The sequence below is a fragment of the Paraburkholderia sp. RL17-337-BIB-A genome (assembly GCF_046025895.1).
Taxonomy (GTDB): domain Bacteria; phylum Pseudomonadota; class Gammaproteobacteria; order Burkholderiales; family Burkholderiaceae; genus Paraburkholderia; species Paraburkholderia fungorum_C.
In genome coordinates this window covers 435,753-460,865 of sequence record NZ_JARESY010000001.1, presented here as the reverse complement: position 1 = coordinate 460,865, position 25,113 = coordinate 435,753, and the positions used below count along the sequence as shown (strand labels likewise).

The 25,113-nt window shown below is 61.7% G+C and carries 25 protein-coding genes and 1 tRNA gene; 12 read left to right on the top strand and 14 right to left on the bottom strand.

Annotated elements, in window-relative coordinates; all coding sequences use genetic code 11:
- Window position 1: 1 nt before the first annotated feature.
- The 5 genes from prmA (at window position 2) to P0D84_RS02160 (ending at window position 4,429) form a co-directional block, all read left to right on the top strand.
- Window positions 2–904 carry a 50S ribosomal protein L11 methyltransferase gene (gene prmA, locus P0D84_RS02180; protein WP_408332054.1) on the top strand — a complete coding sequence of 301 codons (903 nt, stop codon included), beginning with the start codon at window positions 2–4 and terminating at the stop codon, window positions 902–904.
- A 48-nt stretch (window positions 905–952) separates the two neighbouring features.
- Complete coding sequence (locus P0D84_RS02175; protein WP_408332051.1) at window positions 953–2,308, top strand: zinc-ribbon and DUF3426 domain-containing protein; 1,356 nt, start codon at window positions 953–955, stop codon at window positions 2,306–2,308.
- 73 nt (window positions 2,309–2,381) lie between these two features.
- The gene (tpx, locus tag P0D84_RS02170; protein WP_408332050.1) at window positions 2,382–2,882 is read left to right on the top strand and encodes a thiol peroxidase; all 501 of its coding nucleotides are present in this window, start codon (window positions 2,382–2,384) and stop codon (window positions 2,880–2,882) included.
- A gap of 106 nt (window positions 2,883–2,988) precedes the next feature.
- Window positions 2,989–3,924, top strand: a complete 936-nt coding sequence (locus tag P0D84_RS02165) for a carbohydrate kinase family protein (RefSeq protein ID WP_408332048.1) — start codon at window positions 2,989–2,991, stop codon at window positions 3,922–3,924.
- A gap of 28 nt (window positions 3,925–3,952) precedes the next feature.
- Window positions 3,953–4,429, top strand: a complete 477-nt coding sequence (locus tag P0D84_RS02160) for an outer membrane lipoprotein (protein ID WP_408332046.1) — start codon at window positions 3,953–3,955, stop codon at window positions 4,427–4,429.
- Between the two features lie 270 nt (window positions 4,430–4,699).
- On the opposite strand, the gene P0D84_RS02155 is transcribed toward P0D84_RS02160, so the two are convergent.
- The 3 genes from P0D84_RS02155 to P0D84_RS02145 all read right to left on the bottom strand — a co-directional run bounded on the left by P0D84_RS02155 (window position 4,700) and on the right by P0D84_RS02145 (window position 6,990).
- Entirely contained in the window at window positions 4,700–5,314 is a 615-nt protein-coding gene (locus P0D84_RS02155; protein ID WP_179734468.1) for a histone H1-like DNA-binding protein, read from the bottom strand.
- Window positions 5,315–5,344: 30 nt separating this feature from the next.
- Window positions 5,345–5,671: a hypothetical protein gene (locus tag P0D84_RS02150; RefSeq protein ID WP_408332044.1), complete on the bottom strand. Its 327-nt coding sequence runs from the start codon at window positions 5,669–5,671 to the stop codon at window positions 5,345–5,347.
- Between the two features lie 83 nt (window positions 5,672–5,754).
- The gene (locus tag P0D84_RS02145) at window positions 5,755–6,990 is read right to left on the bottom strand and encodes a ribonucleotide-diphosphate reductase subunit beta (protein WP_408332042.1); all 1,236 of its coding nucleotides are present in this window, start codon (window positions 6,988–6,990) and stop codon (window positions 5,755–5,757) included.
- A gap of 452 nt (window positions 6,991–7,442) precedes the next feature.
- Here P0D84_RS02145 and P0D84_RS02140 point away from each other — a divergent pair, with 452 nt between their 5' ends.
- Window positions 7,443–7,634, top strand: a complete 192-nt coding sequence (locus P0D84_RS02140; protein ID WP_408332040.1) for a hypothetical protein — start codon at window positions 7,443–7,445, stop codon at window positions 7,632–7,634.
- A gap of 99 nt (window positions 7,635–7,733) precedes the next feature.
- On the opposite strand, the gene P0D84_RS02135 is transcribed toward P0D84_RS02140, so the two are convergent.
- The 5 genes from P0D84_RS02135 to P0D84_RS02115 form a co-directional block, all read right to left on the bottom strand.
- On the bottom strand, window positions 7,734–10,739 hold the full coding sequence (locus P0D84_RS02135) for a ribonucleoside-diphosphate reductase subunit alpha (RefSeq protein ID WP_408332038.1): 3,006 nt from the start codon (window positions 10,737–10,739) through the stop codon (window positions 7,734–7,736).
- Between the two features lie 45 nt (window positions 10,740–10,784).
- Window positions 10,785–10,907, bottom strand: a complete 123-nt coding sequence (locus P0D84_RS02130) for a hypothetical protein (RefSeq protein WP_408332037.1) — start codon at window positions 10,905–10,907, stop codon at window positions 10,785–10,787.
- A 361-nt stretch (window positions 10,908–11,268) separates the two neighbouring features.
- Complete coding sequence (ampD, locus tag P0D84_RS02125) at window positions 11,269–11,865, bottom strand: 1,6-anhydro-N-acetylmuramyl-L-alanine amidase AmpD (protein WP_408332035.1); 597 nt, start codon at window positions 11,863–11,865, stop codon at window positions 11,269–11,271.
- On the bottom strand, window positions 11,862–12,158 hold the full coding sequence (locus P0D84_RS02120) for a PP0621 family protein (protein ID WP_408332033.1): 297 nt from the start codon (window positions 12,156–12,158) through the stop codon (window positions 11,862–11,864). Before P0D84_RS02120 ends, ampD begins: the two co-directional genes overlap by 4 nt.
- Window positions 12,159–12,168: 10 nt before the next feature.
- A complete protein-coding gene (locus tag P0D84_RS02115; protein ID WP_408332031.1) occupies window positions 12,169–13,107 on the bottom strand; it encodes a cytochrome C assembly family protein in 939 nt (312 codons plus the stop codon).
- 81 nt (window positions 13,108–13,188) lie between these two features.
- Here P0D84_RS02115 and ffh point away from each other — a divergent pair, with 81 nt between their 5' ends.
- Window positions 13,189–14,556: a signal recognition particle protein gene (ffh, locus tag P0D84_RS02110; protein ID WP_408332029.1), complete on the top strand. Its 1,368-nt coding sequence runs from the start codon at window positions 13,189–13,191 to the stop codon at window positions 14,554–14,556.
- Between the two features lie 149 nt (window positions 14,557–14,705).
- The gene (locus P0D84_RS02105; protein WP_408332027.1) at window positions 14,706–15,257 is read left to right on the top strand and encodes a hypoxanthine-guanine phosphoribosyltransferase; all 552 of its coding nucleotides are present in this window, start codon (window positions 14,706–14,708) and stop codon (window positions 15,255–15,257) included.
- Window positions 15,258–15,461: 204 nt separating this feature from the next.
- On the opposite strand, the gene P0D84_RS02100 is transcribed toward P0D84_RS02105, so the two are convergent.
- Together P0D84_RS02100 and P0D84_RS02095 are read right to left on the bottom strand one after the other, a co-directional pair.
- Window positions 15,462–16,061 (bottom strand): MarC family protein, encoded by a 600-nt coding sequence (locus tag P0D84_RS02100; protein ID WP_408332025.1) that lies wholly within the window; start codon window positions 16,059–16,061, stop codon window positions 15,462–15,464.
- Window positions 16,062–16,073: 12 nt separating this feature from the next.
- A complete protein-coding gene (locus tag P0D84_RS02095) occupies window positions 16,074–17,810 on the bottom strand; it encodes a proline--tRNA ligase (protein WP_408332023.1) in 1,737 nt (578 codons plus the stop codon).
- Between the two features lie 382 nt (window positions 17,811–18,192).
- Here P0D84_RS02095 and P0D84_RS02090 point away from each other — a divergent pair, with 382 nt between their 5' ends.
- Both P0D84_RS02090 and P0D84_RS02085 read left to right on the top strand, forming a co-directional pair.
- Entirely contained in the window at window positions 18,193–18,936 is a 744-nt protein-coding gene (locus P0D84_RS02090) for an RNA pyrophosphohydrolase (protein WP_408339614.1), read from the top strand.
- Window positions 18,937–19,013: 77 nt separating this feature from the next.
- Window positions 19,014–19,565 carry a CNP1-like family protein gene (locus P0D84_RS02085; protein ID WP_408332021.1) on the top strand — a complete coding sequence of 184 codons (552 nt, stop codon included), beginning with the start codon at window positions 19,014–19,016 and terminating at the stop codon, window positions 19,563–19,565.
- A gap of 112 nt (window positions 19,566–19,677) precedes the next feature.
- Here the strand turns inward: P0D84_RS02085 and proB are convergent, their stop codons facing one another.
- From proB to rplU, 4 genes are all read right to left on the bottom strand, one after another.
- Window positions 19,678–20,796, bottom strand: a complete 1,119-nt coding sequence (proB, locus tag P0D84_RS02080; RefSeq protein WP_408332019.1) for a glutamate 5-kinase — start codon at window positions 20,794–20,796, stop codon at window positions 19,678–19,680.
- A gap of 74 nt (window positions 20,797–20,870) precedes the next feature.
- A complete protein-coding gene (gene cgtA / locus P0D84_RS02075; RefSeq protein WP_408332017.1) occupies window positions 20,871–21,989 on the bottom strand; it encodes an Obg family GTPase CgtA in 1,119 nt (372 codons plus the stop codon).
- A 239-nt stretch (window positions 21,990–22,228) separates the two neighbouring features.
- Window positions 22,229–22,492 (bottom strand): 50S ribosomal protein L27, encoded by a 264-nt coding sequence (gene rpmA / locus P0D84_RS02070; protein WP_007180330.1) that lies wholly within the window; start codon window positions 22,490–22,492, stop codon window positions 22,229–22,231.
- Between the two features lie 25 nt (window positions 22,493–22,517).
- Window positions 22,518–22,829, bottom strand: coding sequence for a 50S ribosomal protein L21 (gene rplU, locus P0D84_RS02065; protein WP_007180329.1), 312 nt, complete (start codon window positions 22,827–22,829; stop codon window positions 22,518–22,520).
- A gap of 238 nt (window positions 22,830–23,067) precedes the next feature.
- Here rplU and P0D84_RS02060 point away from each other — a divergent pair, with 238 nt between their 5' ends.
- Both P0D84_RS02060 and P0D84_RS02055 read left to right on the top strand, forming a co-directional pair.
- Window positions 23,068–24,060, top strand: coding sequence for a polyprenyl synthetase family protein (locus P0D84_RS02060; protein ID WP_179734498.1), 993 nt, complete (start codon window positions 23,068–23,070; stop codon window positions 24,058–24,060).
- 49 nt (window positions 24,061–24,109) lie between these two features.
- Window positions 24,110–24,186 (top strand) — tRNA-Pro (locus tag P0D84_RS02055).
- Window positions 24,187–25,113: the final 927 nt, after the last annotated feature.

Genomic DNA, 25,113 nt, shown 5'->3' with positions numbered 1-25,113 from the left:
CATGAGCTACCGGGAACTGATCGCCGAACTGGCACGCGAGCACGCGGAGGAGTTCTCCGACGCGCTGCTCGAGTTGGGTGCGCTGTCCGTATCCGTTGAAGATGCGGACGCCGACACGCCCGACGAGCAGCCGCTGTTCGGCGAGCCCGGTCTCACGCCGGATCGCGCGGCGTGGCAGCGTTCGCGCGTGATCGCGCTGCTCGCGCCGGAACATGAGCCGGCGGTGCTGCTCACGGCCGCGGCCAATGAGATTGGGCTGGAAACCGCACCATCGTTCACCGTGCGTGAAGTCGAAGAGCAGGACTGGGTGCGTCTGACGCAGTCGCAATTCGATCCGATTCCGATCGGCGAGCGCATCTGGGTCGTGCCCTCGTGGCACGATGCACCGGACCCTGAGGCGCTCGTGCTGGAACTCGATCCGGGTCTCGCCTTTGGAACCGGCAGCCATCCCACCACGCGTCTGTGCATGGAATGGCTGGAACAATCGGTCAAGCCGGAGCAATCCGTGCTCGACTACGGCTGCGGCTCGGGCATCCTCGCGATCCTCGCGAAGAAGTGCGGCGCCAACCCGGTGTACGGCATCGACATCGACCCGCAAGCGGTCGAATCGGCGCGTCACAACAGCGAGCGCAACCGCGCAGAAGTCACCTACGGCTTGCCTGACGAATGCCCCGCCGGTGAGTTCGATATCGTGGTCGCCAATATCCTGTCCAATCCGCTCAAGCTGATGGCATCGATGCTGTCGTCGAAGGTCAAGCCGGGTGGCCGGATCGCGCTGTCCGGCATTCTGGCGCGGCAAGCGGACGAAGTGGCGCAGGTCTACGCACAGTGGATCGACATCGGCGTATGGCGCGAACACGAAGGTTGGGTATGTCTAACGGGAACGCGCCGCGAAAGCCATTAGAATAAGGCGTATTGTCCAACCAACAGCCTTTCGGCTTACCGGCTCAATATGCTCCTGGCAACGCGTTGCCCCTTCTGCGATACCGTCTTCCGCCTGCAACCGGCGCAGCTCGCGCTGCGCCGCGGCCTCGTGCGCTGCGGGCATTGCCATGAAGTATTCGACGCATCGAGCAGCCTGTTCGAACTGAACGAGGACGGTGACTTCTCGTCCGCCAAGCCGGTTGCCGCGGCTGCGGCGATCGAGGCGTTGTCCGGCGTACGTCCCAAGGGTCCTGATTTCAGCGCCGAAGCATGGGACCCCTGGGCACCGGCGCCGGACGCTACGATCGACAACCGCCTGCTCCACAACGCCAGCAATCTGCCGCTCACGCCGGTCTCCACCGGTGCGGGCGTCGCAGTCACGCCGCGCCACGCCACCGAGCCGGAACTGCCGGCGAGCGCCTTCACCACCCCGATTCCTTCCGACCACGAGCCCATCCTCGCGGACGCGCCGCTCGATCCGTTCGCCTACGAAGTCGATGCGCCGCCTGACATCCCGAGAGAGCCTTTCGCTTATCAGGCCGAGCCGCCTGCGGAACAGGCGCCGCGGGTCTGGCACAAGACCGAGCGTCCCTCTGAACATCTTGCCGATGCTGACGAACCGGTTTTGAAGGAGCCGGCGACTTTGCATGGCATTCCTGACAATGAGCCGCATTTTGGCGCGGCCGGCTTAGGCGCGGCCGGCTTAGGCGGAGCCGCCTCAGGTGCGGCGGGCTCAGGGGCGGCCAGCGCGGGTGGCCTGGACGCAGGCGGCGGCTCAGGCACGGCCGTCCCAGGTGGCCCGGCCACATTGGGATCGAGCGGCGAACCCTTCGCGGTTCAGCCCGTGCATGAAGGCGTCAATCCCTTCCCGGTGGTGCGTGAAACGCGCCCCGCCGAACCGCGCCGCGTCGGTTGGATCATCTTCGGCTCGGTGATCGCAGTGCTGCTGGTGATCGCCTTGCTCGCGCAACTCGCCTGGTGGCAGCGAGAAACCGTGCAGGTCTACTTCCCCCGTTCGCAGACGCTCTATGCAAAAGCCTGCGCGCAGCTGGGCTGCCAGATCACGCCGCCGCACGACATCGACGGCTTGCAGGTCGAACCGTCCGATCTGCGGCAAATCGACGGCCCGCACAAACTCGAACTGAAGATGCCGCTGCGCAACCGCTTCAACGTGGCGCTGGCCTACCCAGCCATCGAACTCACGCTGCTCGACGACCAGAACAATGTCGCCGTGCGCCGCGTGCTGTGGCCGCAAGACTACGTCCCACCCGGCACGCCGATCGCAGCCGGCCTGCCGCCGCACACGACCCAGACCATGATCGTCCGTCTCGACACGGGCAATGCGGTCGCTTCCAATTTCCGCGTACAGATTTTTTATCCGTAACGCGTCCTCGCGCGCCCGGCACTGACCGGGCGTATTCACCGTCATTACTGACGAATTTTCGGAGCACAACAACATGAGTCAAGTCACGCTGGGTGGCAACCCGATCGAAGTAGCCGGCACCTTCCCGTCGGTGGGCCAGAAAGCTCCCGCCTTCTCGCTGGTCGGCAAGGATCTGAAGGCGTTGTCGCTCGCCGATTTCGCCGGCAAGCGCAAGGTACTGAACATCGTCCCGAGCCTCGACACGCCGACCTGCGCCACGTCGACCCGTAAGTTCAACGAAGCCGCAGCCAAGCTGAGCAACACGGCGGTGATCGTCGTGTCGGGCGATCTGCCGTTCGCCGCATCGCGCTTCTGCACGACCGAAGGCATCGAGAACGTCGTGACGGCGTCCACGTTCCGCGGCCATGAGTTCGCGCAAGCCTATGGCGTCGACGTGACGAGCGGCCCGCTGACGGGTCTGACGGCACGCGCCGTGGTGGTGCTCGACGAGAACGACAAGGTCGTGCACGCCGAACTGGTCGGCGAAATCAAGAACGAGCCGAACTACGACGCCGCACTGGCCGCACTGAAGTAACCCGCATTGAAATAAGTTTTCGCGCACGAACCCCGGCGCCGCGCTTCATGCGCGGCGCTGTCACATCGTCGCGCCCATTCTCTCTATTTTTACAGGAAGGCTCGCCTTGGCTACGCTGATTTGCGGTTCGCTCGCCTACGACAACATCATGACCTTCGAAGGCCGCTTTCGGGATCACATCCTGCCGGAGCAGGTCCACATCCTGAACGTGAGCTTTCTCGTGCCGACGATGCGCCGCGAGTTCGGCGGCTGCGCGGGCAACATCGCTTACTCGCTGCATCTGCTGGGCGGCGATGCACGCATCATGGGGACGCTCGGCGAGACCGATGCGCAACTCTACATGGACCGGTTCGCACAGCTCGGGCTGTCGACGGAAAACGTGCTGGTGGTGCCGGGCACCTACTCGGCCCAGGCGATGATCACCACCGACCTGGAAAACAATCAGATCACCGCGTTCCACCCGGGCGCGATGATGCAGTCTCACCTGAATCGCGCCGATCAAGCGAAGGACATCACGCTCGGCATCGTCGGGCCTGACGGCTACGACGGCATGATCCAGCATTCGGAGCATCTGGCGGCCGCCGGCGTGCCGTTTATCTTCGATCCGGGCCAAGGTTTGCCGCTGTTCGACGGCGAGTCGCTGCGACGCATGATTGAACTTGCTACTTACGTAGCTGTCAACGATTACGAAGCCAAACTTGTGAGCAACAAGACAGGTTGGTCGATCGAAGAGATCGCGGGCAAGGTCGACGCGCTGATCATCACGCTCGGCGAACAAGGCGCGCAGATTCATCACGCCGGCGACATCGAAGCGATTCCGGCGGTCAAGGCACAGCAGGTGCTGGATCCTACAGGCTGCGGCGACGCGTTCCGCGGCGGCTTGCTGTACGGCATCGAGAACAAGCTTGGCTGGGCGACCACCGGGCGTCTGGCGAGCCTGATGGGCGCGCTCAAGATCGAACACCAGGGCCCGCAAAACTATGCGCCCAGCCGGGCGGAGATCAACGAACGGTTCAAGCAGGCGTTCGGATACGACCTGTAGTAATACCGCAAGCTATTGGAGTTAGGGAATGAGAACAACGAGTCGCCTGGTAGTGGCCGCCTTGATTGCCGGTTCACTGGCGGTTTCGGGCTGTGCGTACAACAGCAGCTCTGCCGATGTCTACACAGCGTCGCAAGCGCAGCGCGAAGAGACGGTTCGCATGGGCACAGTCGACAGCGTTCGGGCCGTGAAGATCAGTTCGAACAACGGCCAACCCAGCGGCCTCGGCGCGATCGGCGGCGGCGCGTTGGGCGCTGTGGCCGGCAGTGCGATCGGCGGCGGCCGCGGTTCGATCGTGACGGGCATCATCGGCGGCCTGGCTGGCGCGGTGGCAGGCAATGCGGTCGAGAACGGCGTGGCGGTGCATGACGGTCTCGAGATCACCGTGCGCCTCGATAACGGCGACATGCGCGCGATCACGCAAAGCGCCACCGGCGAAATCTTCCGCGCCGGCGAGCGCGTTCGTCTGCTCTCCAGCGGCGGCGTCACGCGCGTCACGCACTAAGTTTCCCCTCTCGCGCGGTTGGCGCTTCACGCGCCGCCGCGACGACCTCACACGCATGCGCTCCCCTGTGCATGCGTTTTTTTTCGCCCACGTGTTTTGTGGGTCGTTCGTTGGGCAGGCGTTTGCGTGAGTGAAACCTAAAAAAAATCCCGTCGCCAGAAACCCGGCAACGGGACCCTGACCGAGTAGCGCTCGGTCATACTTTAAGCGCTACTCGATCATCGACACACGGTACGACGTGTCGAAATACTTCTACCGCTCATCCGCCAGTTACGGACGGCTGCCCGTCGGGAACGGCCATGCCGCTGCCGGGTTCAGCGCGGTCTTCACCGTCGCCGCCGGTGCGCTCGAGACAGAAGTCGCAGCGGGTGCAGGAGCCGCCTTCTTGGCGACAGCCTTCTTCGCAGGGGCAGCCTTCTTGGCAGGAGCAGCGGCCTTCTTCGCGGCAGCCTTCTTGGCAGGCGCAGCCTTTTTAGCGGCAGCCTTTTTCGCAGGCGCAGCTTTCTTGGCAGCAGCCTTTTTCGCAGGCGCAGCCTTCTTGGCAGCAGCCTTCTTAGCCGGCGCCTTCTTTGCCGCGGCCTTCTTCGCCGGTGCGGCCTTCTTCGCTACAACCTTCTTGGCCGCAACCTTCTTCACTGCAGCCTTCTTGGCCGGCGCTGCCTTCTTTGCAGCAACCTTCTTCACTGCGACTTTCTTGGCTGCAACCTTCTTGGCCGGAGCAGCTTTCTTCGCTGCAACCTTCTTAGCCGGTGCTGCCTTCTTCGCTGCAACCTTCTTCACTGCGACTTTCTTTGCAGCGACTTTTTTCGCCGGAGCGGCCTTCTTAGCCGGAGCAGCCTTCTTTGCTGCGGGTTTCTTAGCTGCGGCTTTTTTTGCAGTTGCCATCATTTTCTCCTTCAGGTTTTCAGATGAGAGTCAGTTCAAACACCACCCTTCGTCAAAACCCGCTTCCCGCGGACGCTTCTCAGGGCGCGCGCTACGAAGCGGGCTATTCATCGGCGTACGCAGGTGCTGCGCGCTTACGCTAATGAATGCGGTAAGGCGCGCCGTGCCCTTGGGCACCGCGCGCCAGATCTGGTCGGCGCTGGATCTCAACGCCGGCAATTGCTTGATCGGGCCGCCGGCGCTAACGCCAGCGGCTTTTTCCGGGGGGAAGTTTGCCCATCCCACTGAAGGGTTCGCAAAGTGCCAGTCATGTTTGTGGGCCACGAAGGCACGCGGCGCACCGGGCACAATTTGCATCAGGCGGTTCTGCTCCTAACTAAATTGCCGCGGACCGAACCGCAGCATCCCCAAAATGAATGCATCTGCAACACGAACCCGGATCACTCCCAGGTCAACGCGCCGCCAGTCTGATATTCGATCACTCGCGTCTCGAAGAAGTTGCGTTCCTTCTTCAGGTCGATCATCTCGCTCATCCACGGGAACGGGTTTTCCTCGTTCGGGTACAGCGGATCGAGACCGATCTGCTGGCAACGGCGGTTGCAGATGAAGCGCAGATAGCTCTTAAACATCGACGCATTGAGGCCGAGCACCCCGCGCGGCATCGTATCTTCTGCGTAACGATATTCAAGTTCGACCGCTTGCTGGAAGATCTCGCGGATTTCCGCGCGGAACTCAGCCGTCCAGAGTTGCGGGTTTTCGAGTTTGATCTGGTTGATCAGGTCGATGCCGAAGTTGCAGTGCATCGACTCGTCGCGCAGGATGTATTGGTACTGTTCCGCCGCGCCGGTCATCTTGTTCTGGCGGCCCAGCGCCAGGATTTGCGTAAAGCCGACGTAGAAGAACAGGCCTTCCATCACACAGGCGAACACGATCAGCGAGCGCAGCAGGGTCTGGTCCGCTTCGAGCGTGCCGGTCTTGAAGGCCGGGTCGGTCAGGCAGTGGATGAACGGCAGCAGGAATTCGTCTTTCGCGCGGATCGAGGAAACCTCGTGATACGCGTTGAAGATCTCGCCTTCGTCGAGGCCCAGCGATTCGACGATGTACTGGTAAGCGTGCGTGTGGATCGCCTCTTCGAACGCCTGGCGCAGCAGGAACTGGCGGCATTCGGGCGCCGTGATGTGGCGGTAGGTGCCCAGCACGATATTGTTGGCGGCGAGGGAGTCAGCCGTCACGAAGAAGCCCAGGTTGCGCTTGACGATGCGGCGCTCGTCTTCGGTCAGACCGTTCGGGTCTTTCCAGAGGGCGATGTCGCGCGACATGTTCACTTCTTGCGGCATCCAGTGGTTGGCGCAACCAGCCAGATACTTTTCCCAGGCCCACTTGTATTTGAACGGCACCAACTGATTGACGTCGGTCTGGCCGTTGATGATGCGCTTGTCGGCGACATTGACCCGCGCTTCGGAAACGGCAGCCGTTCCGGTAGCAGCATGGGCGACATGAGCGACGGGAGCGACAGCGATGTCGTTCGCGAAGATGTCTTGAGCCGAGGGAGCGTGAGGAGCGGAACGCGTTCCGACTTGCGAACCGACAGCCGATCCCGCAGCGTTGCGCAACACATTCTGTTGCGTAGCGCTCGAGGGAGTTACGGCAGTGATCTCGTCATCCCAGTTGAGCATAAATGTCACCATCAATTTAGAACGGTTTGTACCATCTTTTCACGAGCGATAAAAGAGTTCGCTGATGAAAAATCCTGTTTTCGATTCGCGTTGCTACGTTCATACAACACTTTGTTCAACAGACTGTGTGCGTCGCCTCATGTGAAGCGTGTTGAACGTGTGTCGTCGAGGTGCTTCGCGAGCTCGAAGAGCAACGTGTTAAAAGCGACGTTTCGCTGCTCTATCTATGTGTATTGCGGAGCGTGCGTGCGGCGTCTTGCGATTGCTTCCTGCTTGCTTCCCGCTAACTTTCTGCTGTCTTGCCGACGCGGCGTTTGCCTCGCGCTTGCTTCGCATTCGTGTCGCGTTTGCTTGTTCGTCAGTGCTGGCGAGGTGAAGTTCAATGCGATGTCGAGATGCATCTGGCCGGCTGTGTCGATCGACCATCGACCGGGGCGTTTGCTGAGCGCTTCATGTCGAGCGCTTCGTCTGTGATGCCGACTGCGGACTGCTTCATCTACCACGTGCCTGGCGCTTGCCTGCCGCTTCACGACTTCAGTTCTTGCCATGCTTCGCTGCTGATCGATGAGCGGCGCAACTTCGATTTCGTTTCGCCGCACCGCTCATCGACTTCACTTCTGTACCACTTCCATCAGGCTGGCTGATCGCTGCATGCGGGTCTTTACCTACAACCCGTTCAGCAAGTAGCGATCCTGCCGCCTGCTTCGTGCTTGCACTCGCTTGTTGCGAGGGCACCGAGGCTCTTACTGGCAAGCCTCGCACTCGTCGAAGCCAGGATCACCCGGACGCATCATGCACACCGGACCATCCGCTTCCGGCGCTGCTTCGACTGCGACTGCCGGTGCGGCCGCCGCTGCCTGGATGCCGCCCGAAGCCGCACTGCTGCTCACACCGAAGCCGCCAGCCGCGCCACCGCCGAAACCACCCGCACCGCCCGCACCTTCGCCGCCGCCCGAGCTCACCGCGTTCAGCGCGCCGTGAGCAACCGTCGACTTCTCGACGTGCGTCGCCGCCATCGTGCGGAGGTAGTAGGTCGTCTTCAGACCGCGCACCCACGCAAGCTTGTAGATCTCGTCGAGCTTCTTACCCGACGCGCCGCCCATGTAAATGTTCAGCGACTGCGCCTGATCGATCCACTTCTGACGACGTGAAGCCGCCTCGACCAGCCACACCGGATCGAGTTCGAACGCGGTCGCGTAGATCGCGCGCAGGTCGGCCGGGATGCGGTCGATGCGCGAGAGCGTGCCGTCGAAGTACTTCAGGTCGGCGACCATCACTTCGTCCCACAGACCGCGTTCCTTCAGGTCGCGCACCAGGTAGTCGTTGACCACCGTGAATTCGCCCGACAGATTCGACTTCACATACAGGTTCTGGAACGTCGGTTCGATGCAAGCCGACACGCCGATGATGTTCGAGATCGTCGCCGTCGGTGCGATCGCGACGCAGTTCGAGTTGCGCATGCCGTAGGTGGCGATGCGCGAACGCAGTTCGGTCCAGTCCATCGATTCGCTCGAATCGACTTCGACGTAACCGCCGCGCGCTTCGGCCAGCAGCTTCACCGAGTCTTGCGGCAGGATGCCGCGATCCCACAGCGAACCGCGGTAGCTGGAGTAACGGCCGCGCTCTTGCGCCAGTTCTGTGGATGCGTAATAAGCGTAGTAGCAAACCGCTTCCATCGACGTATCGGCGAACTTGACCGCCTCTTGCGACGCGTACGGCGTGCGCAGCAGATGCAGGCAGTCCTGGAAGCCCATGATGCCCATGCCCACCGGACGGTGCTTCAGGTTCGAGTTACGTGCCTTGGCAACCGCGTAGTAGTTGATGTCGATCACGTTGTCGAGCATGCGCATTGCCACGCTGACGGTGCGCTTCAACTTGTCGTGGTCGAGCGCCAGCGTGCCGTCGGCCTGTTCTTTCAGGTGAGCGACGAGGTTCACGGAGCCCAGGTTGCAGACGGCGATTTCGGCGTCGCTGGTGTTCAGCGTGATTTCCGTGCACAGGTTCGACGAGTGGACGACGCCAACGTGCTGTTGCGGCGAGCGCACATTGCACGGATCCTTGAAGGTGATCCACGGGTGGCCGGTTTCGAACAGCATGCCCAGCATCTTGCGCCACAGTTGCGCCGCCGGGATTTTCTTGAACAGCTTGATCTCGCCGCGCGCGACCTTGTCTTCGTAAGCCGTGTAAGCCGTTTCGAACTCGGCGCCGAACTTGTCGTGCAGGTCCGGGCAGGTGGACGGCGAGAACAGCGTCCAGTCGCCGCCTTCGTGCACGCGCTTCATGAACAGGTCGGGAATCCAGTTCGCCGTGTTCATGTCGTGCGTACGACGACGGTCGTCGCCGGTGTTCTTGCGTAGTTCGAGGAATTCCTCGATGTCCAGGTGCCACGTTTCCAGGTACGCGCACACCGCGCCCTTGCGCTTGCCGCCCTGGTTGACTGCCACAGCCGTGTCGTTGACCACCTTCAGGAACGGCACGACGCCTTGCGACTTGCCGTTGGTGCCCTTGATGTGCGAACCCAGAGCACGCACGCGCGTCCAGTCGTTGCCCAAGCCGCCGGCGAACTTCGACAGCAGCGCGTTTTCCTTCAGCGCTTCGTAGATGCCGTCGAGGTCGTCGTCGACCGTGGTCAGATAGCACGACGACAGTTGCGAGCGGCGCGTGCCCGAGTTGAACAGCGTCGGCGTGGACGACATGAAGTCGAAGCTCGACAGCACGTTGTAAAACTCGATCGCGCGCGCTTCGCGGTCGATCTCGTTCAGCGACAGACCCATCGCCACACGCATAAAGAATGCCTGCGGCATTTCGATGCGCACGCCGTCGTGATGCAGGAAGTAGCGGTCGTACAGCGTTTGCAGACCGAGGTAGCCGAATTGCAGGTCGCGGTTGTTGTCGAGCGCGGCGCCGAGGCGCTTCAGATCGAACTGCAGCAGCTTGTCGTCGAGCAGTTCGGCTTGCACGCCGCGCTTGATGAACTGCGGGAAATACTCGGCGTAGCGCTCGCCCATTTCCGTTTGCGTGACTTCCTCTTCAAGGATCTCGCGGCGGATCGTGTGCAGCAGGATGCGTGCGGTGACCTGGCTGTATGCCGGGTCCTTTTCGATCATCGTGCGGGCAGCCAGAATTGCCGAGTCATAGACCTGGCTCATCGGCACGCCGTCATACAGATTCTTCACCGTTTCCGCGATGATCGGATCGGCGCTCACGGCGTCGCCCAGGTTCGAGCAAGCCAGTTCGATGATGCCGCGCAGCGCAGCCATGTCGAGCGGGCGCGTCACGCCGTTGTCGGTGACGTTCAGACCCGGCGTGTTGGCGACAATCTGCTCGTCATGACCGCGCGCCTGGGTGCGCTTCTCGCGATACAGCACGTACGCACGCGCGACGTTGTGCTCGCCGCCGCGCATCAGCGCGAGTTCGACCTGATCCTGGATGTCTTCGATATGGAACGTGCCGCCGTTCGGGCGGCTGCGCACGAGTGCGCGCACCACGTTCTGCGTGAGTTGCTCGACCAGTTCGCGCACGCGCGCCGACGCCGCGCCTTGACCACCATTGACGGCCAGGAATGCCTTCGTCACGGCGATGGCGATTTTCGACGGTTCGAACGACACCACGCTGCCATTACGACGGATCACCTTGTAGTCGGCGTAAGTGGCTTGCGGCGCGAGCGCTTGTGCGCCTTGAGCCTGGCCGAAGGCCTGGCCAGTCGGTGAGCCCTCATACCGGGTCGTCACGTTGTCGGTGGTTTGCATGTGCAAAGCTCCTGGTCCTGGAAATGTTGCGGGATGATCCGCGGATTAAAACGAACGCTGCGCCGCCGCGTGCGCAAGCGATGGGGTGCAGGAAAAAGGCCGGCTGAGCCGGGTGGCGGGATGCGACAGTGATGAAGCCTGATTCGAATTGATATCGGTCTTCATCATGTGTGTCGCGATCACTTGCTGTGCCCCTTTCCTGAATGCTTCTGGATGCCGCCGGAGGTCTCTACCGGCCGCGCCGCAGGAATTTTTTTCGCCGCCTGGAATGCTTGCGGCGCCATGCTCGGGGAGCGGGGCGCCGCTGACTTATGCACTCAGTTATGCACAGAGTTATACACACCAGACACAAGATGTAGTGCGAAACTGAATTTCTGGCACCAAGTATAGTGTAGTTTCAAGACAGGTCAAACCGATTTATTTGCTTTCGAAGTCTTGACTTTTGCATAGCGCGACGCGAAGCCGACTCCCCGGAGAACAAGGCGGCGCCTTGCTCTCCTCGCATCACGCGAACTCGCGCGAGGGGTCGTTACGGCGTTCTGGAAAACCTGAGATAGGGGAAGTACTGATCCGCCAACGCGGTGTCGCGCTGCAGACGCTGCCACTCGAAATGAGGCCCTGGATCGGTCTTGCGGCCGGGGGCAATGTCCGAGTGACCGGCGAGCCCTTCGACCGGATAGCGGACCTTCAGCGCCGTCACAAGTGCACCGAGCGTACGGTATTGCGCCGCTTCGAAAGCAGTCGTGTCACTGCCTTCCAGTTCGATGCCGATCGAGAAATCATTGCAGCGCTCGCGGCCGAAAAAATTCGACGCCCCGGCGTGCCATGCGCGCTCGTTGCAGGAAACGAATTGCTCGAGCGCGCCGTCGCGATGAATCACGAAATGCGCCGACACCCGCACGCCGCGCAGATGCGTGTCGTAGTACGGGTGGGCGTCGCAGTCGAGTGTGTTCAGGAACAGTTCGGCGATCGCCGTACCGCCGAACTCGTTGGGCGGCAGGCTGATGTTGTGCACGACGATCAGCGTCGGCACGGCCCCGGCGGGCCGCGCTTCGAAATTCGGCGATGGCAGTTTGCGTGCGGCGCTGACCCAACCGTCGGCATCGACGGTGAACGCGCCGCTCATCGGGCGTCGCGGCCCGTGGGATGTGCACCGTGACGCTGCGCGTGCGCGGCGCTGCAGAACGGCTGCCCGGCTACCACCACGGAGTCGCTCTTCGGTGCGTGCACGCCGCACTCGGCACAACGGATCATCGGCTCGGCGAGTTGCGGTTGCGCTTGCGGCGCATGGGGTCCTCGCGCGGCGCCGTTCGCGCCAGCGCCGGTGCGTTGCGACGCTTGCGCGTCGTGACGACGCAGCGCCTTGACCACCCATTGGCCAACGATGAACAGCAGGATCAGCAGAAAAATTTGTCGCATGGCAGGACACTCACACTACAGCACGGTGCAACAGCACCTCGAATACAAAACGGCTGCCGACGTACGCCAGCAGCAGCGCGACGAACGACGCCAGCACCCAGCGCAATGCCGCACGGCCGCGCCAGCCGGAAACCTTGCGCGCGGTCAGCAGCGCGCCGAACATTACCCAGGAAAGAATCGCGAAGACGGTCTTGTGATCGAGCTGCAATGCGCGGTCGACCAGTTGCTCGCTAAAGATGATGCCCGAGAGCAGCGTCAGCGTGAGCAGCACAAAGCCGGCACCGATCAGGCGGAACAGCAGCTTTTCCAGTGTCAGCAGCGGCGGCAAGGTATCGAGCCAGCTCGACAGCCAGCCGTTGCCCGCCGCGGCCGCGTTGCGCTGCGACACTCCGCCGCGCATCGCATGCAGACGCCGCTCGACCAGCAGCATCAGAATGGCGTGCAGCGCCGCGATCGCGAACAAACCGTATGCGATGTTGGCGATCAGGAAGTGCAGCTTGAACATCGGCGCAGCGGAATACGGCAGCACGCGCACGCCGCCGAACCCCAGCGGCAATAACGAAGCGGCACAGGCGAGCGGCAACACCAGCAGGCGCAAGCCGTCGAGCGGAAAGAAAAAGCTCTCGATCCAGTAGATGCCGGCGCCGAGCCAGAACATCGCCGACAGCGCGAACGCGAAGCCGAACACCATCGCGTTCTGCGGGAAGATGGTGGTATGCAGCAGCACACCGTGCGCGAGCAGCGCGACAAACAGCAACGCGCGGCCCGACGCGCCCATGCCCGAGCCGGCCGATGGCGCCGATGGGGTCAACACGCCCGCCGCGGCAACAGGCACCGGCGGCACGCTTTCGAGCATAGGGCGCAGGGCGGCGTGCCGGTGCGAGCGCCAGCCGGCCACGGCGAGACCGCCATAGAGGAGCGCAGTGAGGGCATACAGTACAATATCCATATTCCAAGTTTACACTAGGCCCCTGCTCCGCGACGTCTCCCGCTTCGCGCCCTGCTCCGGCCGCACTGTTCATCGCTCCCCATGCTCGACAATCTGACTCAACGGATGGCGCGCGTCGTCAAGACGCTGCGCGGCGAAGCCCGGCTCACCGAGGCGAACACCCAGGAAATGCTGCGCGAAGTGCGCCTCGCGCTGCTCGAGGCGGACGTGGCGCTGCCCGTCGTGCGCGAGTTCATCGCCAAGGTGAAGGAAAAAGCGCTCGGCGAGGAAGTCATCAGCAGCCTGTCGCCGGGTCAGGCGCTGGTCGGGGTGGTGCAGCGCGAGCTGACCGCGATCATCGGCGGCGACTATGAAGGCAAGGCGGTCGAACTGAATCTCGCCGTCACGCCGCCGGCCGTCATCCTGATGGCGGGTCTGCAAGGCGCCGGCAAGACCACCACGGTCGGCAAGCTCGCCAAGCTTCTGCGCGAGAAGTACAAGAAGAAGGTCCTCACCGTTTCGTGCGACGTTTACCGCCCGGCTGCTATCGCGCAGTTGAAGACGGTGACCGAGCAGGTGGGCGCGGACTTCTTCCCGTCGGAAGCGGATCAGAAGCCGGTGGATATCGCGCGTGCCGCGGTGGATTGGGCCAAGCGCCACTACCACGACGTGCTGCTGGTCGACACGGCCGGTCGCCTTGGTATCGACGAAGCGATGATGCAGGAAATCACCGCGTTGCACAGCGAGCTGAAACCGGCGGAAACGCTATTCGTCGTCGACGCGATGCTGGGTCAGGACGCCGTCAACACCGCGAAGGCCTTTAGCGACGCCTTGCCGCTTACTGGCGTGGTCCTCACCAAGCTCGACGGCGACTCGCGCGGTGGCGCGGCGCTCTCCGTGCGTCACGTGACGGGCAAGCCGATCAAGTTCGTCGGCGTCGCCGAAAAGCTCGACGGCCTCGAAATTTTCTATCCGGATCGCATGGCGAACCGGATTCTCGGCATGGGCGACATTCTCGCCCTCGTCGAAGAAGCGCAGCGCGGTGTGGACGTACAGGCCGCGCAGAAGCTCGCCGACAAGGTCAAGAAAGGCGGTGACTTCGACCTCAACGATTTCCGCGCGCAGCTTACGCAGATGAAGAGCATGGGCGGCCTGTCGTCGTTGATGGACAAGCTGCCCGCGCAGTTCCAGCAGGCCGCAGCCGGCGCCAACATGGGCATGGCCGAATCGCAGATGCGCCGCATGGAAGGCATCATCAATTCAATGACGCCGCTGGAGCGCGCCAAGCCCGAGCTGATCAAGGCCACCCGCAAGCGCCGCATCGCCGCGGGCGCGGGTGTGCAGGTGCAGGAAGTCAACCGCATGCTGAATCAATACGACCAGATGCGCACGATGATGAAGAAACTGAAGGGCGGCAACCTGCAAAAGATGATGCGCGGCATGAAGGGCATGATGCCCGGCATGCGCTAAGCTTTAGCAAGACGGCGGCGCGCGTGCTTTACGTGCAGTGCGGGAATAACGGCACGCGCGACTGACTCCGGAGTGGTGCGGGTTTATTCTGTACCGCACGCCGCCGTTCTCACCCACACTACGTATACAGTTACCGCCCGTCAGACGTCATGAACCGCGAAGAAGCTCTCCACATTTTTAGCCACTCCGAAGAAATCGTTTCGGCCGACGACGTCAACGCGTCGATCAGCGACATGGCTGCCGCCATCCGCAACGAGATGAGCGAGGACTTTCCGCTCGTGCTGTCGGTGATGGGCGGCGCGGCGGTGTTCACCGGCATGCTGCTGCCGCACCTCGATTTTCCGCTCGAGTTCGACTACATCCACCTGACCCGCTATCGCAACACCACCAAGGGCGGCAATGAGATGCAGTGGCGCGTGGCGCCGGCTGAGTCGGTGAAAGATCGCGTCGTGCTGGTGCTCGACGACATCCTCGACGAAGGCGAGACGATGGCCGCGATCCGCGACCGCATCCTCGCAATGGGCGCGAAGCGCTTCCTGAGCGCGGTGCTGTGCGAAAAGATCATTCCGAAGGCGAAGCCGTTGCGTCCGGATTACTGTGGTTTCGAAGTGCCGGACCGCTATGTGTTCGGTTGTGGGATGGACGCCAAGGGTTACTGGCGCAATCTGCCGACCATTCGGGCGTTGACCGAAGGGGCTTAAGCAAGTTGTTTTAGCGGCGCGGTTTGCGGCGCGCATTGGCGTAAAAAAAAGCGGCTCGCGGGCCGCTTTTTGTTTGTCGGGCTTCTGATAGCGCTCCTGCGTTAGCGTGTTCGACCCTGCGGCGAATCTCGCTCAAGCTTTTTGTTCGTCAGGCTGCTTGCCGCTCTCCCGCGCTGCCGCTTTGAACCCCGCACCGAAGCTCACTCAAAGTTGATGCACAAAAGAACGAATACCGCCGAGCATCATTTCGACTGAGATCGCCACCAGCACCAAGCCCATCAGCCGTTCGAAGGCCATCATCGCACGCTCGCCGAGCCACGCCTGAATGCGCTCCGCCAGCATCAACACGATCGCGCAGACGATCATCGTAACGGTCAACGCACCGATCCACTCCAACATCTTGCCGGGCGCCTGCGACGTCAGCAGCATCACCGTAGCCAGCGCCGACGGGCCCGCCAGCGCCGGAATGGCGAGCGGCACGATGAGCGGCTCACCGCCCCGCGTGTCGCCGCCGAGCGGGCCGTCCGGATGCGGGAACACCATTCTGAGCGCGATCAGAAACAGCACAATCCCGCCGCCGATGCGCAACGACTGGTCGGTCAGACTCATCATGCGCAGAAAGCCGTCGCCGACCACCATGAAGACCAACAGGATCGCGAACGCGATCGCCACCTCACGGAGAATGACGATCGTGCGCCGCTTCGGCGATACACCCCGCAGGCAACTGATAAAGAGCGGAATGTTGCCGAGCGGGTCGGTGATCAGAATCAGCAGGACGGTCGCGGATACGAAGGTGTACTCCACCGTCCGCTCCGCTTATTGCGCCAAGGCGGCGCGAACTTTGCCGATTACCGTTTGTGCGGCGTCATCGACGGGCAGCAGCGTGGCTTCAACATCGCGACGGCCCTGATACTCGAGCTTGCCGTCCTTCAGACCACGATCGCCGATCACCAGGCGATGGGGCACACCGATCAGCTCCCAGTCGGCGAACATCACGCCCGGACGTTCGCCGCGATCGTCGAGGATCACGTCGACGCCCGCTTCGAGCAACGCCGCGTACAGCTTGTCAGCCTGCTCGCGCACGGCTTCGCTGCGGTCGTAACCCATCGGGCACAGCACGACTTCGAACGGCGCGATCGAGTCCGGCCAGATGATGCCCTTCTCGTCGAAATTCTGTTCGATCGCCGCGCCCAGAATCCGCGTGACGCCGATGCCGTAGCAGCCCATTTCCATCTGGCGCGGCTTGCCGGTCTCGTCGAGACAGGTGGCGTTCATCGCTTCCGAATACTTCGTGCCGAGCTGGAACACGTGGCCGACTTCGATGCCGCGGCAGATGTCGAGCACACCCTTGCCGTCCGGCGACGGATCGCCCTTCTTCACATTGCGGATATCGGCGACGACCGGCTCCGGCAGATCGCGGCCCCAGTTCACGCCGGTGATGTGGTAGTCCACCTCGTTCGCGCCGACCACGAAGTCGCTCATGTTCGCGACCGTGCTATCCGCGACGACCTTGACCGGCTTCTTCGTGTTGATCGGGCCGAGGTAACCCGGCGGTGTGCCGAAGGTCTCGATGATTTCTGCTTCGGTGGCCATGCGGAAGTCGGCCAAACCCGGCAGCTTGGCTGCCTTGATCTCGTTCAGATCGTGGTCGCCACGCAGCATCAGCAACCAGATGGTCGGCTCGGCGCCTTCGTTTTCCGTGGCGAGTACGATCGACTTGATCGTGCGCTCGAGCGGGATGTTCAGCAGTTCAGCCACGGCCTCGCATTTCGCCTTGCCCGGCGTTGCGGTCTTCTTCATCTCTTCGGTCGGCGCTGCGCGTTCCGCGTAGAGCGGCAGCGCTTCAGCCGCTTCGACGTTGGCCGCGAAATCCGAGGTCGGGCAATAGGCGATCGCGTCTTCGCCGGTCTCGGCGATCACGTGGAATTCATGCGAACCGCTGCCGCCGATCGAACCGTTGTCCGCCGCCACCGCGCGGAAATCCAGCCCAAGGCGCGTGAAAATACGTACGTACGCGTCGTACATCTTGCGATACGACTCGCGCAGACCTTCGACGTCTTTGTCGAACGAGTACGCGTCTTTCATGATGAACTCGCGGCCACGCATCACGCCGAAACGCGGACGGATCTCGTCGCGGAACTTCGTCTGGATCTGGTAGAAGTTCACCGGCAACTGGCGATAGCTCTTGATCTGGCCGCGCGCAATGTCCGTGATCACTTCTTCGTGGGTCGGTCCGAACACGAAATCGGATTGCTTGCGGTCCTTGAAGCGCAGCAGCTCGGGACCGTATTTTTCCCAGCGGCCCGACTCCTGCCACAGTTCGGCCGGCTGCACCGACGGCATCAACAACTCGATGCCGCCCGCCCGGTTCATTTCTTCGCGCACGATGGCTTCCACCTTGCGGATCGAACGCAGACCGATCGGCAGGTAGTTATAGATGCCGCCAGCAATGCGGCGGATCATGCCGGCGCGCACCATGAGCCTGTGGCTGACGATCTCGGCGTCGGCGGGCGCTTCTTTCAGAGTGCCGATAAAGAAACGGGAAGCTTTCATTCAGATTTTCCAAAAGCGGCGGCTCCGGAGGGACCGCCCGAAAGGTGAAAACGGTAGGGAAATCGACACGGACCCGGTTTGGAACCGGCACGGACTCGCCGAACACCCGGCCCCGATCCAGCCTGGAACCAGCCAAAGTCTTGACCAGGCCCCCGGCAAACGCCCTGCACATACCAGGCAAAACCCCGGCAAAACTGCCCCATCGGGCCGCTGAAGCCACCGCGCAAAGCCTTTGCAGCAAGGGATAAGGCACGGAAAGACTACAGGCTGCCGCAACCGCGGGCGTTTTGCGGCGAATCGTTCCAATCTGGTGCGAATCGGTGCGTCGGGTCCGTTATCTGTTTATAATCAAAGCAATTTTAAAGGATTCGAAGGTGGTTGTATGCTGGATCGTGAAGGCTTTCGCCCGAACGTCGGCATCATCCTCTTGAACGCGCACAACGAGGTGTTTTGGGGCAAACGGCTCCGTGAACATTCCTGGCAGTTTCCGCAAGGGGGCATCAAGTACGGAGAGACCCCCGTGCAAGCGATGTATCGGGAGTTACACGAAGAAACCGGGCTGCTTCCTGAGCACGTCAAGGTGATTGGTCGCACGCGCGACTGGTTGCGTTACGAGGTGCCTGACAAGTTCATCAAGCGCGAAGTACGCGGTCATTACCGCGGCCAGAAACAAATCTGGTTTTTACTCCGGATGGTTGGACGCGATTGCGACATCTGCTTACGCGCCACCGACCACCCTGAGTTCGATGCATGGCGCTGGAACGAGTACTGGGTGCCCCTCGACTGTGTGATCGAGTTCAAGCGGGATGTGTATCAGTTGGCGCTGACGGAGCTATCCCGCTTCATGCGCCGGGCTGCGCCGCGTGCGGAAAAACCTGGCGGGCACCATGGGCCGCGTTATCCCCGGATAGCGTCGTCAATGGAAAGTCCGCCGGATTCGACGATGGTGACGGTCACCACCTCGGTGACCACACTCAGCATCGAAACGTCGATTCACACAACGATCGTGCCCGATTGCGGTCCGGGCTTCGGGTCGGTAGCCGAGGTTGGCTCCCGGTCGGAGCACGAAGACGAATCGGATCGCGAAACCGCCGGCTCGTTGTTCCGCCGTGGCGTACGCAATTAACAACTCTGTGCGGCTGTCCACGCCGCCTCTCTCTGGCGCGACTCGATGAGCCGCGCCAGTGTTTCGAGGAAACCATATTGAAAGCACTTGCTCTCGTCGTGGCGTGCGTCGCCACCGGCGCCCTGCTGGCTGGTTGCGCCAGCAAACCCACCAATAAAGACGACAGCGCGTTTGCCTACCTGCTGGACCGGCCGAGCAATTGGGTGGAAAACAAGGTCGACACGCTGCCGCCGCTGCCGCAAGAGTCGAATCTGCTGCCTTTTGACGTCTCCGGCAACACGCCGCTGCAATTCTCGATCGATAAAACGTCGCTTAGCGTCGGCAGCGACGGCGTAGTGCGCTACGTCGTCGTCGTAACGAGCCCAAGCGGCGCGCGCAACGTGAACTACGAAGGGATTCGCTGCGACACATATGAATGGCGGCAGTACGCGGGGCTGAACGCCGATCACGACGGCTGGGACCAAACCGTCGCCAACGACTTCAGGCGCATCGAGAATGGCGCGCTGAACGCCTATCAGGCATCGCTGTATCAGGATTATTTCTGTGCGAACAAGATGGCCACGGGCAACGCAAAGCAGATTGTCGAGAACATCCGCTACAAGCGCACGCAGACCTCGCTGGTTCATTAAGACAGCTTTCCCGAGCGTGCTTCTTACTTAGGAGCCGCCGCGGATGTGAAAAAGCCGTTCCAGCTCACGCTGGAACGGCTTTTTTGTCTGTCGTGCAGGTGTTGTCCCGCAGTCAGACCAGCACAAGATTGTCGCGGTGGATCACCTCAGGCTCCAGCATATAGCCGAGCACCGATTCAATCTCGCCGCTCGGACGCCGCTGGATCAGCTTGGTTTCCGCGCTGCTGTAGTTCGTCAGACCGCGCGCGACTTCACGTCCTGCCGCACTCAGGCAAGCGATCACTTCCCCGCGCGCAAACGCGCCCTGCACACCGACGATGCCGATTGGCAACAGGCTCTTGCCGCCTTCGGTCAGCTTTTCGACCGCACCGTCGTCGATCACCACGTGACCGCGCACCTGCAGGTGATCGGCCATCCATTGTTTGCGCGCCGCCATACGCGCAGTGCGGGCGATCAACTGCGTGCCGATCGCCTCACCCGAGGCCAGCCGTGACAACACGTCGGCTTCGCGCCCGCTCGCGATCACCGTATCGGCGCCGCTATGCGCGGCACGTTTGGCCGCGAGAATCTTGGTCAGCATGCCGCCGCGGCCGAGGCTGGAACCCGCGCCGCCCGCCATTGCCTCGAGCTCCGGCGCACCGGCATCGGCCTGCTGAACGAGCGTTGCGTTCGGGTCCTTGCGCGGATCGGCGGTAAACAGCCCTTGCTGATCGGTGAGGATCACGAGCGCATCGCCTTCGATCAGATTCGCGACCAAAGCGCCCAGCGTGTCGTTGTCGCCGAACTTGATTTCGTCGGTGACGACCGTATCGTTCTCGTTGATGATCGGCACGACGCCCAGACGCAGCAGCGTCAGCAGCGTGGAACGAGCGTTCAGATAGCGTTCACGGTCGGCGAGGTCGGCGTGAGTCAGCAGAATCTGCGCGGTCTGGATCGAATGCTCGGCGAAGCGGCTTTCGTAGACCTGTGCGAGACCCATTTGCCCGACAGCGGCGGCGGCCTGCAATTCGTCGATTTCGCGTGGCCGCCTGGTCCAGCCGAGCCGCTGCATCCCTTCGGCGATGGCGCCCGAACTGACCAGCACCACCTCCTTGCCTTGCGCGCGCAGGGCGGCAATCTGCGCAGCCCAGCGGCCGATCGCAGCATGATCGAGGCCGCGCCCGTCATTCGTGACGAGGCTCGAGCCGACTTTCACTACCAATCGCCGTGAATCTGCGATGACGGAACGCATTGTGCGCGGTCTCCCAAGATGACGCGTGTTGCATGCCGGCAGCCCTTGCAGGGCGCCGGCGCTCAGGCTTGCTATTACTGCGGGTCGACGCTGGAGTCGTCTGAAGCGGCCGGCGCTTCAGGTTTCTCGCGGAAGCGCACGTCAGCGGCGAGGTCTTCGGCTTCGGCCGCGCGCTGCGCGTCCGAATGCGCGGCGATGTGGTCGAATATCGCGTAGCAAAGGCTCTCACAACCCTGGCCGGTCAGCGCCGAGATTTCGAACACCGGACCCTCCCAGCCGAAGCCTTCAAGGAATGCCGACACACGCGCCTCGCGCTCATCTTCGGGCACCATGTCGAGCTTGTTCAGCACGAGCCAGCGGGGCTTCTCATACAGCAGCTCGTCGTACTTGCGCAGCTCGTTGACGATTGCCTTGGCTTCCGCAACGGGATCGACGGCTTCGTCGAACGGTGCGAGGTCGACAATGTGCAGCAACAAACCGGTGCGCTGCAGATGGCGCAGAAACTGGTGACCGAGGCCCGCGCCTTCCGCCGCGCCTTCGATCAGGCCAGGAATGTCGGCGATCACGAAGCTGCGGCTCGGCCCCACACGCACCACGCCGAGATTCGGCGCGAGCGTGGTGAACGGGTAATCCGCGATCTTCGGCCGCGCGTTCGACACCGACGAGATGAAGGTCGACTTGCCGGCATTCGGCATGCCGAGCAGGCCGACGTCGGCCAACACCTTCAGTTCGAGGCGCACCATGCGGCGCTCGCCGGGCTTGCCGTCGGTTTTCTGACGCGGCGCGCGGTTCGTACTGGATTTGAAATGCAGATTACCGAGACCACCCGCGCCGCCTTGCGCGATCTGCACGCTCTGATTGTGCTCGGTCAAGTCGGCGATCAACTCGCCGGTTTCCATATCGGTAATGGTCGTGCCAACCGGCATGCGCAGCGTAATATCGTCGCCGCCCTTGCCGTAGCAGTCCGCGCCGCGGCCGTTTTCGCCGTTGCGCGCCAAATGTTTTTTCGCGTAGCGGTAGTCGATCAGCGTATTGATGTTGCGGTCTGCAACCGCGATCACGCTGCCGCCCCGGCCGCCGTCGCCGCCATCCGGGCCGCCGAACGGAACGAATTTCTCGCGGCGCATCGACGCGCTGCCATCCCCTCCGTCGCCGGCGATGACTTCAATCCTCGCTTCGTCAATGAACTTCATGCGTAACTCCGTCCCGTGGTGTACTGCTAGATGGTGCTGCTGGGGTTGATGCTACCTGATGCCGCCATTTTGCCGCGCCCGCCGTGCGGTGAGCAATCAGCCGAACGGCTAGCCTTGCCGGCATGGCAATTCGATCCACCGGATCGCCAATGTCACCCGGCAAAAGACGCTGCAATAAAAAAAGCCCCGCTAACTTCGCGGGGCCTTCTTCCGGTCCTGAAGCCCGTGCCTGATTAAACTCAGACTGCTGCCGGGACGACGTTGACCATGTGCTTCTTCGCTGCGCCCTTCGTCGAGAAATTGACGTGGCCGTCCGTCAGTGCGAACAAGGTGTGATCCTTGCCGATACCGACGTTTTCGCCCGGGTGCATGCGCGTGCCACGTTGGCGAACGATGATGCCGCCAGCGTTGATGGCCTGACCGCCGTAAACCTTGACGCCGAGACGCTTCGATTCAGAGTCGCGGCCGTTCCGGGACGATCCGCCTGCCTTTTTGTGTGCCATTTGATTTGCTCCTTAACCGTTGCGCTTACGCGTTGATCGCGTCGATGCGCAGTTCGGTATAGTTCTGGCGGTGGCCGCCATGCTTCTGGTAGTGCTTCCGGCGACGCATCTTGAAGATGGTCACTTTTGCGTGACGACCTTGCGACACGACGGTAGCTTTGACGGAAGCCCCACTGACCAGCGGCGTACCGAACTTAATCGATTCGCCTTCGCCCACTGCGAGAACCTGGTCGAGCGTGATTTCAGCGTCAATGTCTGCCGGTATCTGTTCTACTTTAAGTTTTTCGCCGACGGCAACTTTATACTGCTTGCCACCGGTTTTTATGACCGCGTACATTGAGAACCTCACTCTGTGTTCATTTTTCCCACGCACCGCGCGCGGAAACCCATGATTATACATAGAGTTAGCTGCTCGGTCAAAACTCATTGCGAGGCGCCGTGCGCCTCGCCAGCGCCGTGCCGTCCAGCCCCGGCGCGCGGCCCTGCCGCTGCCTTCGTCTCGCCGTGCCGCAGCCTGCGACCCGGAACTGCCGCGATTCGCCTTATAATTCGCGGCACTACCCAATTCAGCCATCATGTCGTCGACTGCCACCCCCTCCTCCAACGCCGCCAGCCTGCTCGCTCCGATCGCCGAAGACATGCAGCAGGTCAATCGCGTCATCCGGCACCGTCTGGCGTCCGACGTGATGTTGATCAATCAGATCTCCGAGTACATCATCAGCGCCGGCGGCAAACGCCTGCGGCCCGCGCTGCTGCTGCTCGTGGCCGGCGCGCTGGGTGAAACGACCGGGCATCGGCACGAACTGGCGGCGGTGGTGGAATTCATCCACACGGCCACGCTGCTGCACGACGACGTGGTCGACGAATCCGATCTGCGGCGCGGCCGCCAGACCGCCAACGCGCTGTTCGGCAACGCCGCAAGCGTGCTGGTCGGCGACTTCCTGTACTCGCGCTCGTTCCAGATGATGGTCGGCGTGGGCAAGATGCGTGTGATGGAAATCCTGTCGGAGGCGACCAACATCATCTCCGAAGGCGAAGTGCTGCAGCTTTTGAATATGCACGACGCCGACGTGGACGAAGCGCGCTACATGCAGGTGATTCGCTACAAAACCGCCAAGCTGTTCGAAGCCGCCGCCCAGCTCGGCGCGGTGCTGGCCGGATCGGACGCGAAGATCGAAGCCGCCGCGGCGGAATTCGGCCGCCGCATCGGCACCGCGTTCCAGATCATGGACGACTGGCTCGACTACACGGGCACGGCTGAATCGATGGGCAAGAACGCCGGTGACGATCTGCGCGAAGGCAAACCCACCCTGCCGCTGATCTATCTGATCGAACGCGGCACGCCGGAGCAGTCGGCACTCGCGCGGGAAGCCATCGAGCAAGGCGGCACTGACCGATTCGACACCATTTTCGAAGCAATCACGCGTTCGGGCGCGCTGGACCACACACTCGAGTGCGCAAAGCAGGAAGCGCTGGCCGCGGCAGCAGCAATTTCTTCATTTCCCGATTCCATTTTCAAAGATAGCCTGCTAGAATTATGTTCTTACTCGACGGCAAGACAGTCTTGAACGAGACTGAAACACCGAGTTAGTCTGAATCGAGTCCAGCAGTACAGATCGGGGTGTAGCTTAGCCTGGTAGAGCGCTACGTTCGGGACGTAGAGGCCGGAGGTTCGAATCCTCTCACCCCGACCAGATTTGCCTTGTTAGTTCAAGGCTTGAAAAACCGCCCAGCTTGCTCGGCGGTTTTTTGTTTTGGGCTGCGTGAATTGTCCATCAGATCGTCGGGCGACGGCAGCGACCATCCGTGCTCACCCGGAAACTTACGTCCGCCACGCTGATCACGCGCAACTCTCGAAATTCCAGCGCCGCGGTACGCCAACTCGCGGTACTCCGTGTCGACGGTCAACGCCTTGGCGTCGTTACGATCCCCCTTCCTTCGGCGACTCACCGGCAAAACCCAGCTAGTCCAGTCCTATTGCCCCCACGCACTGCGCGATCCTCGCGGCAGTAAGCAAGCACCTCATCACTAAGCGCGAGCCAGACACACGCGCCGTCCACACAGAAAGCCAAATACCACCCGACCTATTCAGCGGAACGGAGCCGAGCGAGCGCGCTCGTGCAAGCCCCATGCCGGCAAACTTCGGCCCAAGCAATGCGTATTAAATCAATTCTCCATCGCATTGATCCTTTAATAATTTTTACAAAGATAAATTCTATTCCGGGATTGCAATGCCCCGCCATTGATCTCAAAGCATTTTATATCAACACCAAGTCGCCCCCTTTTTCATCTCAATATATTTTAGCCCAAACAAGTTTAAAATCCCTGCAAGCCGACTTGCCATTACGATAGAACCGGAATAAGATCACATCCAAGAAACAATTGCGCCATATATTTCGGCATCCTTATGACAAGAGTGATTCACCAACGTACTCTGCCGGCGAAACGCCCGAGGATAAAGGGCATGCATAAGGCCGGGGGCACGAGCACGCTGAGTGGACCTGCTCCATCCCAAGAAAAATCCTAATTTTTCTCAAAGGAATCGACGTTGATTAAGACGATTTTAGAATAATCCCAATTCACTAAGAATCAAACCAAAACCTCTAATTCGATCTCAATTG

Coding starts and splice junctions, on each gene's coding strand:
- prmA (WP_408332054.1), top strand. CDS start 2: ATGAGCTACCGGGAACTGATCGCCGAACTGGCACGCGAGCACGCGGAG.
- P0D84_RS02175 (WP_408332051.1), top strand. CDS start 953: ATGCTCCTGGCAACGCGTTGCCCCTTCTGCGATACCGTCTTCCGCCTG.
- tpx (WP_408332050.1), top strand. CDS start 2,382: ATGAGTCAAGTCACGCTGGGTGGCAACCCGATCGAAGTAGCCGGCACC.
- P0D84_RS02160 (WP_408332046.1), top strand. CDS start 3,953: ATGAGAACAACGAGTCGCCTGGTAGTGGCCGCCTTGATTGCCGGTTCA.
- P0D84_RS02155 (WP_179734468.1), bottom strand. CDS start 5,314: ATGGCAACTGCAAAAAAAGCCGCAGCTAAGAAACCCGCAGCAAAGAAG.
- P0D84_RS02150 (WP_408332044.1), bottom strand. CDS start 5,671: ATGCAAATTGTGCCCGGTGCGCCGCGTGCCTTCGTGGCCCACAAACAT.
- P0D84_RS02145 (WP_408332042.1), bottom strand. CDS start 6,990: ATGCTCAACTGGGATGACGAGATCACTGCCGTAACTCCCTCGAGCGCT.
- P0D84_RS02140 (WP_408332040.1), top strand. CDS start 7,443: ATGTCGAGCGCTTCGTCTGTGATGCCGACTGCGGACTGCTTCATCTAC.
- P0D84_RS02135 (WP_408332038.1), bottom strand. CDS start 10,739: ATGCAAACCACCGACAACGTGACGACCCGGTATGAGGGCTCACCGACT.
- P0D84_RS02130 (WP_408332037.1), bottom strand. CDS start 10,907: ATGATGAAGACCGATATCAATTCGAATCAGGCTTCATCACTGTCGCAT.
- ampD (WP_408332035.1), bottom strand. CDS start 11,865: ATGAGCGGCGCGTTCACCGTCGATGCCGACGGTTGGGTCAGCGCCGCA.
- P0D84_RS02120 (WP_408332033.1), bottom strand. CDS start 12,158: ATGCGACAAATTTTTCTGCTGATCCTGCTGTTCATCGTTGGCCAATGG.
- P0D84_RS02115 (WP_408332031.1), bottom strand. CDS start 13,107: ATGGATATTGTACTGTATGCCCTCACTGCGCTCCTCTATGGCGGTCTC.
- ffh (WP_408332029.1), top strand. CDS start 13,189: ATGCTCGACAATCTGACTCAACGGATGGCGCGCGTCGTCAAGACGCTG.
- P0D84_RS02105 (WP_408332027.1), top strand. CDS start 14,706: ATGAACCGCGAAGAAGCTCTCCACATTTTTAGCCACTCCGAAGAAATC.
- P0D84_RS02095 (WP_408332023.1), bottom strand. CDS start 17,810: ATGAAAGCTTCCCGTTTCTTTATCGGCACTCTGAAAGAAGCGCCCGCC.
- P0D84_RS02090 (WP_408339614.1), top strand. CDS start 18,193: ATGCTGGATCGTGAAGGCTTTCGCCCGAACGTCGGCATCATCCTCTTG.
- proB (WP_408332019.1), bottom strand. CDS start 20,796: ATGCGTTCCGTCATCGCAGATTCACGGCGATTGGTAGTGAAAGTCGGC.
- cgtA (WP_408332017.1), bottom strand. CDS start 21,989: ATGAAGTTCATTGACGAAGCGAGGATTGAAGTCATCGCCGGCGACGGA.
- rpmA (WP_007180330.1), bottom strand. CDS start 22,492: ATGGCACACAAAAAGGCAGGCGGATCGTCCCGGAACGGCCGCGACTCT.
- rplU (WP_007180329.1), bottom strand. CDS start 22,829: ATGTACGCGGTCATAAAAACCGGTGGCAAGCAGTATAAAGTTGCCGTC.
- P0D84_RS02060 (WP_179734498.1), top strand. CDS start 23,068: ATGTCGTCGACTGCCACCCCCTCCTCCAACGCCGCCAGCCTGCTCGCT.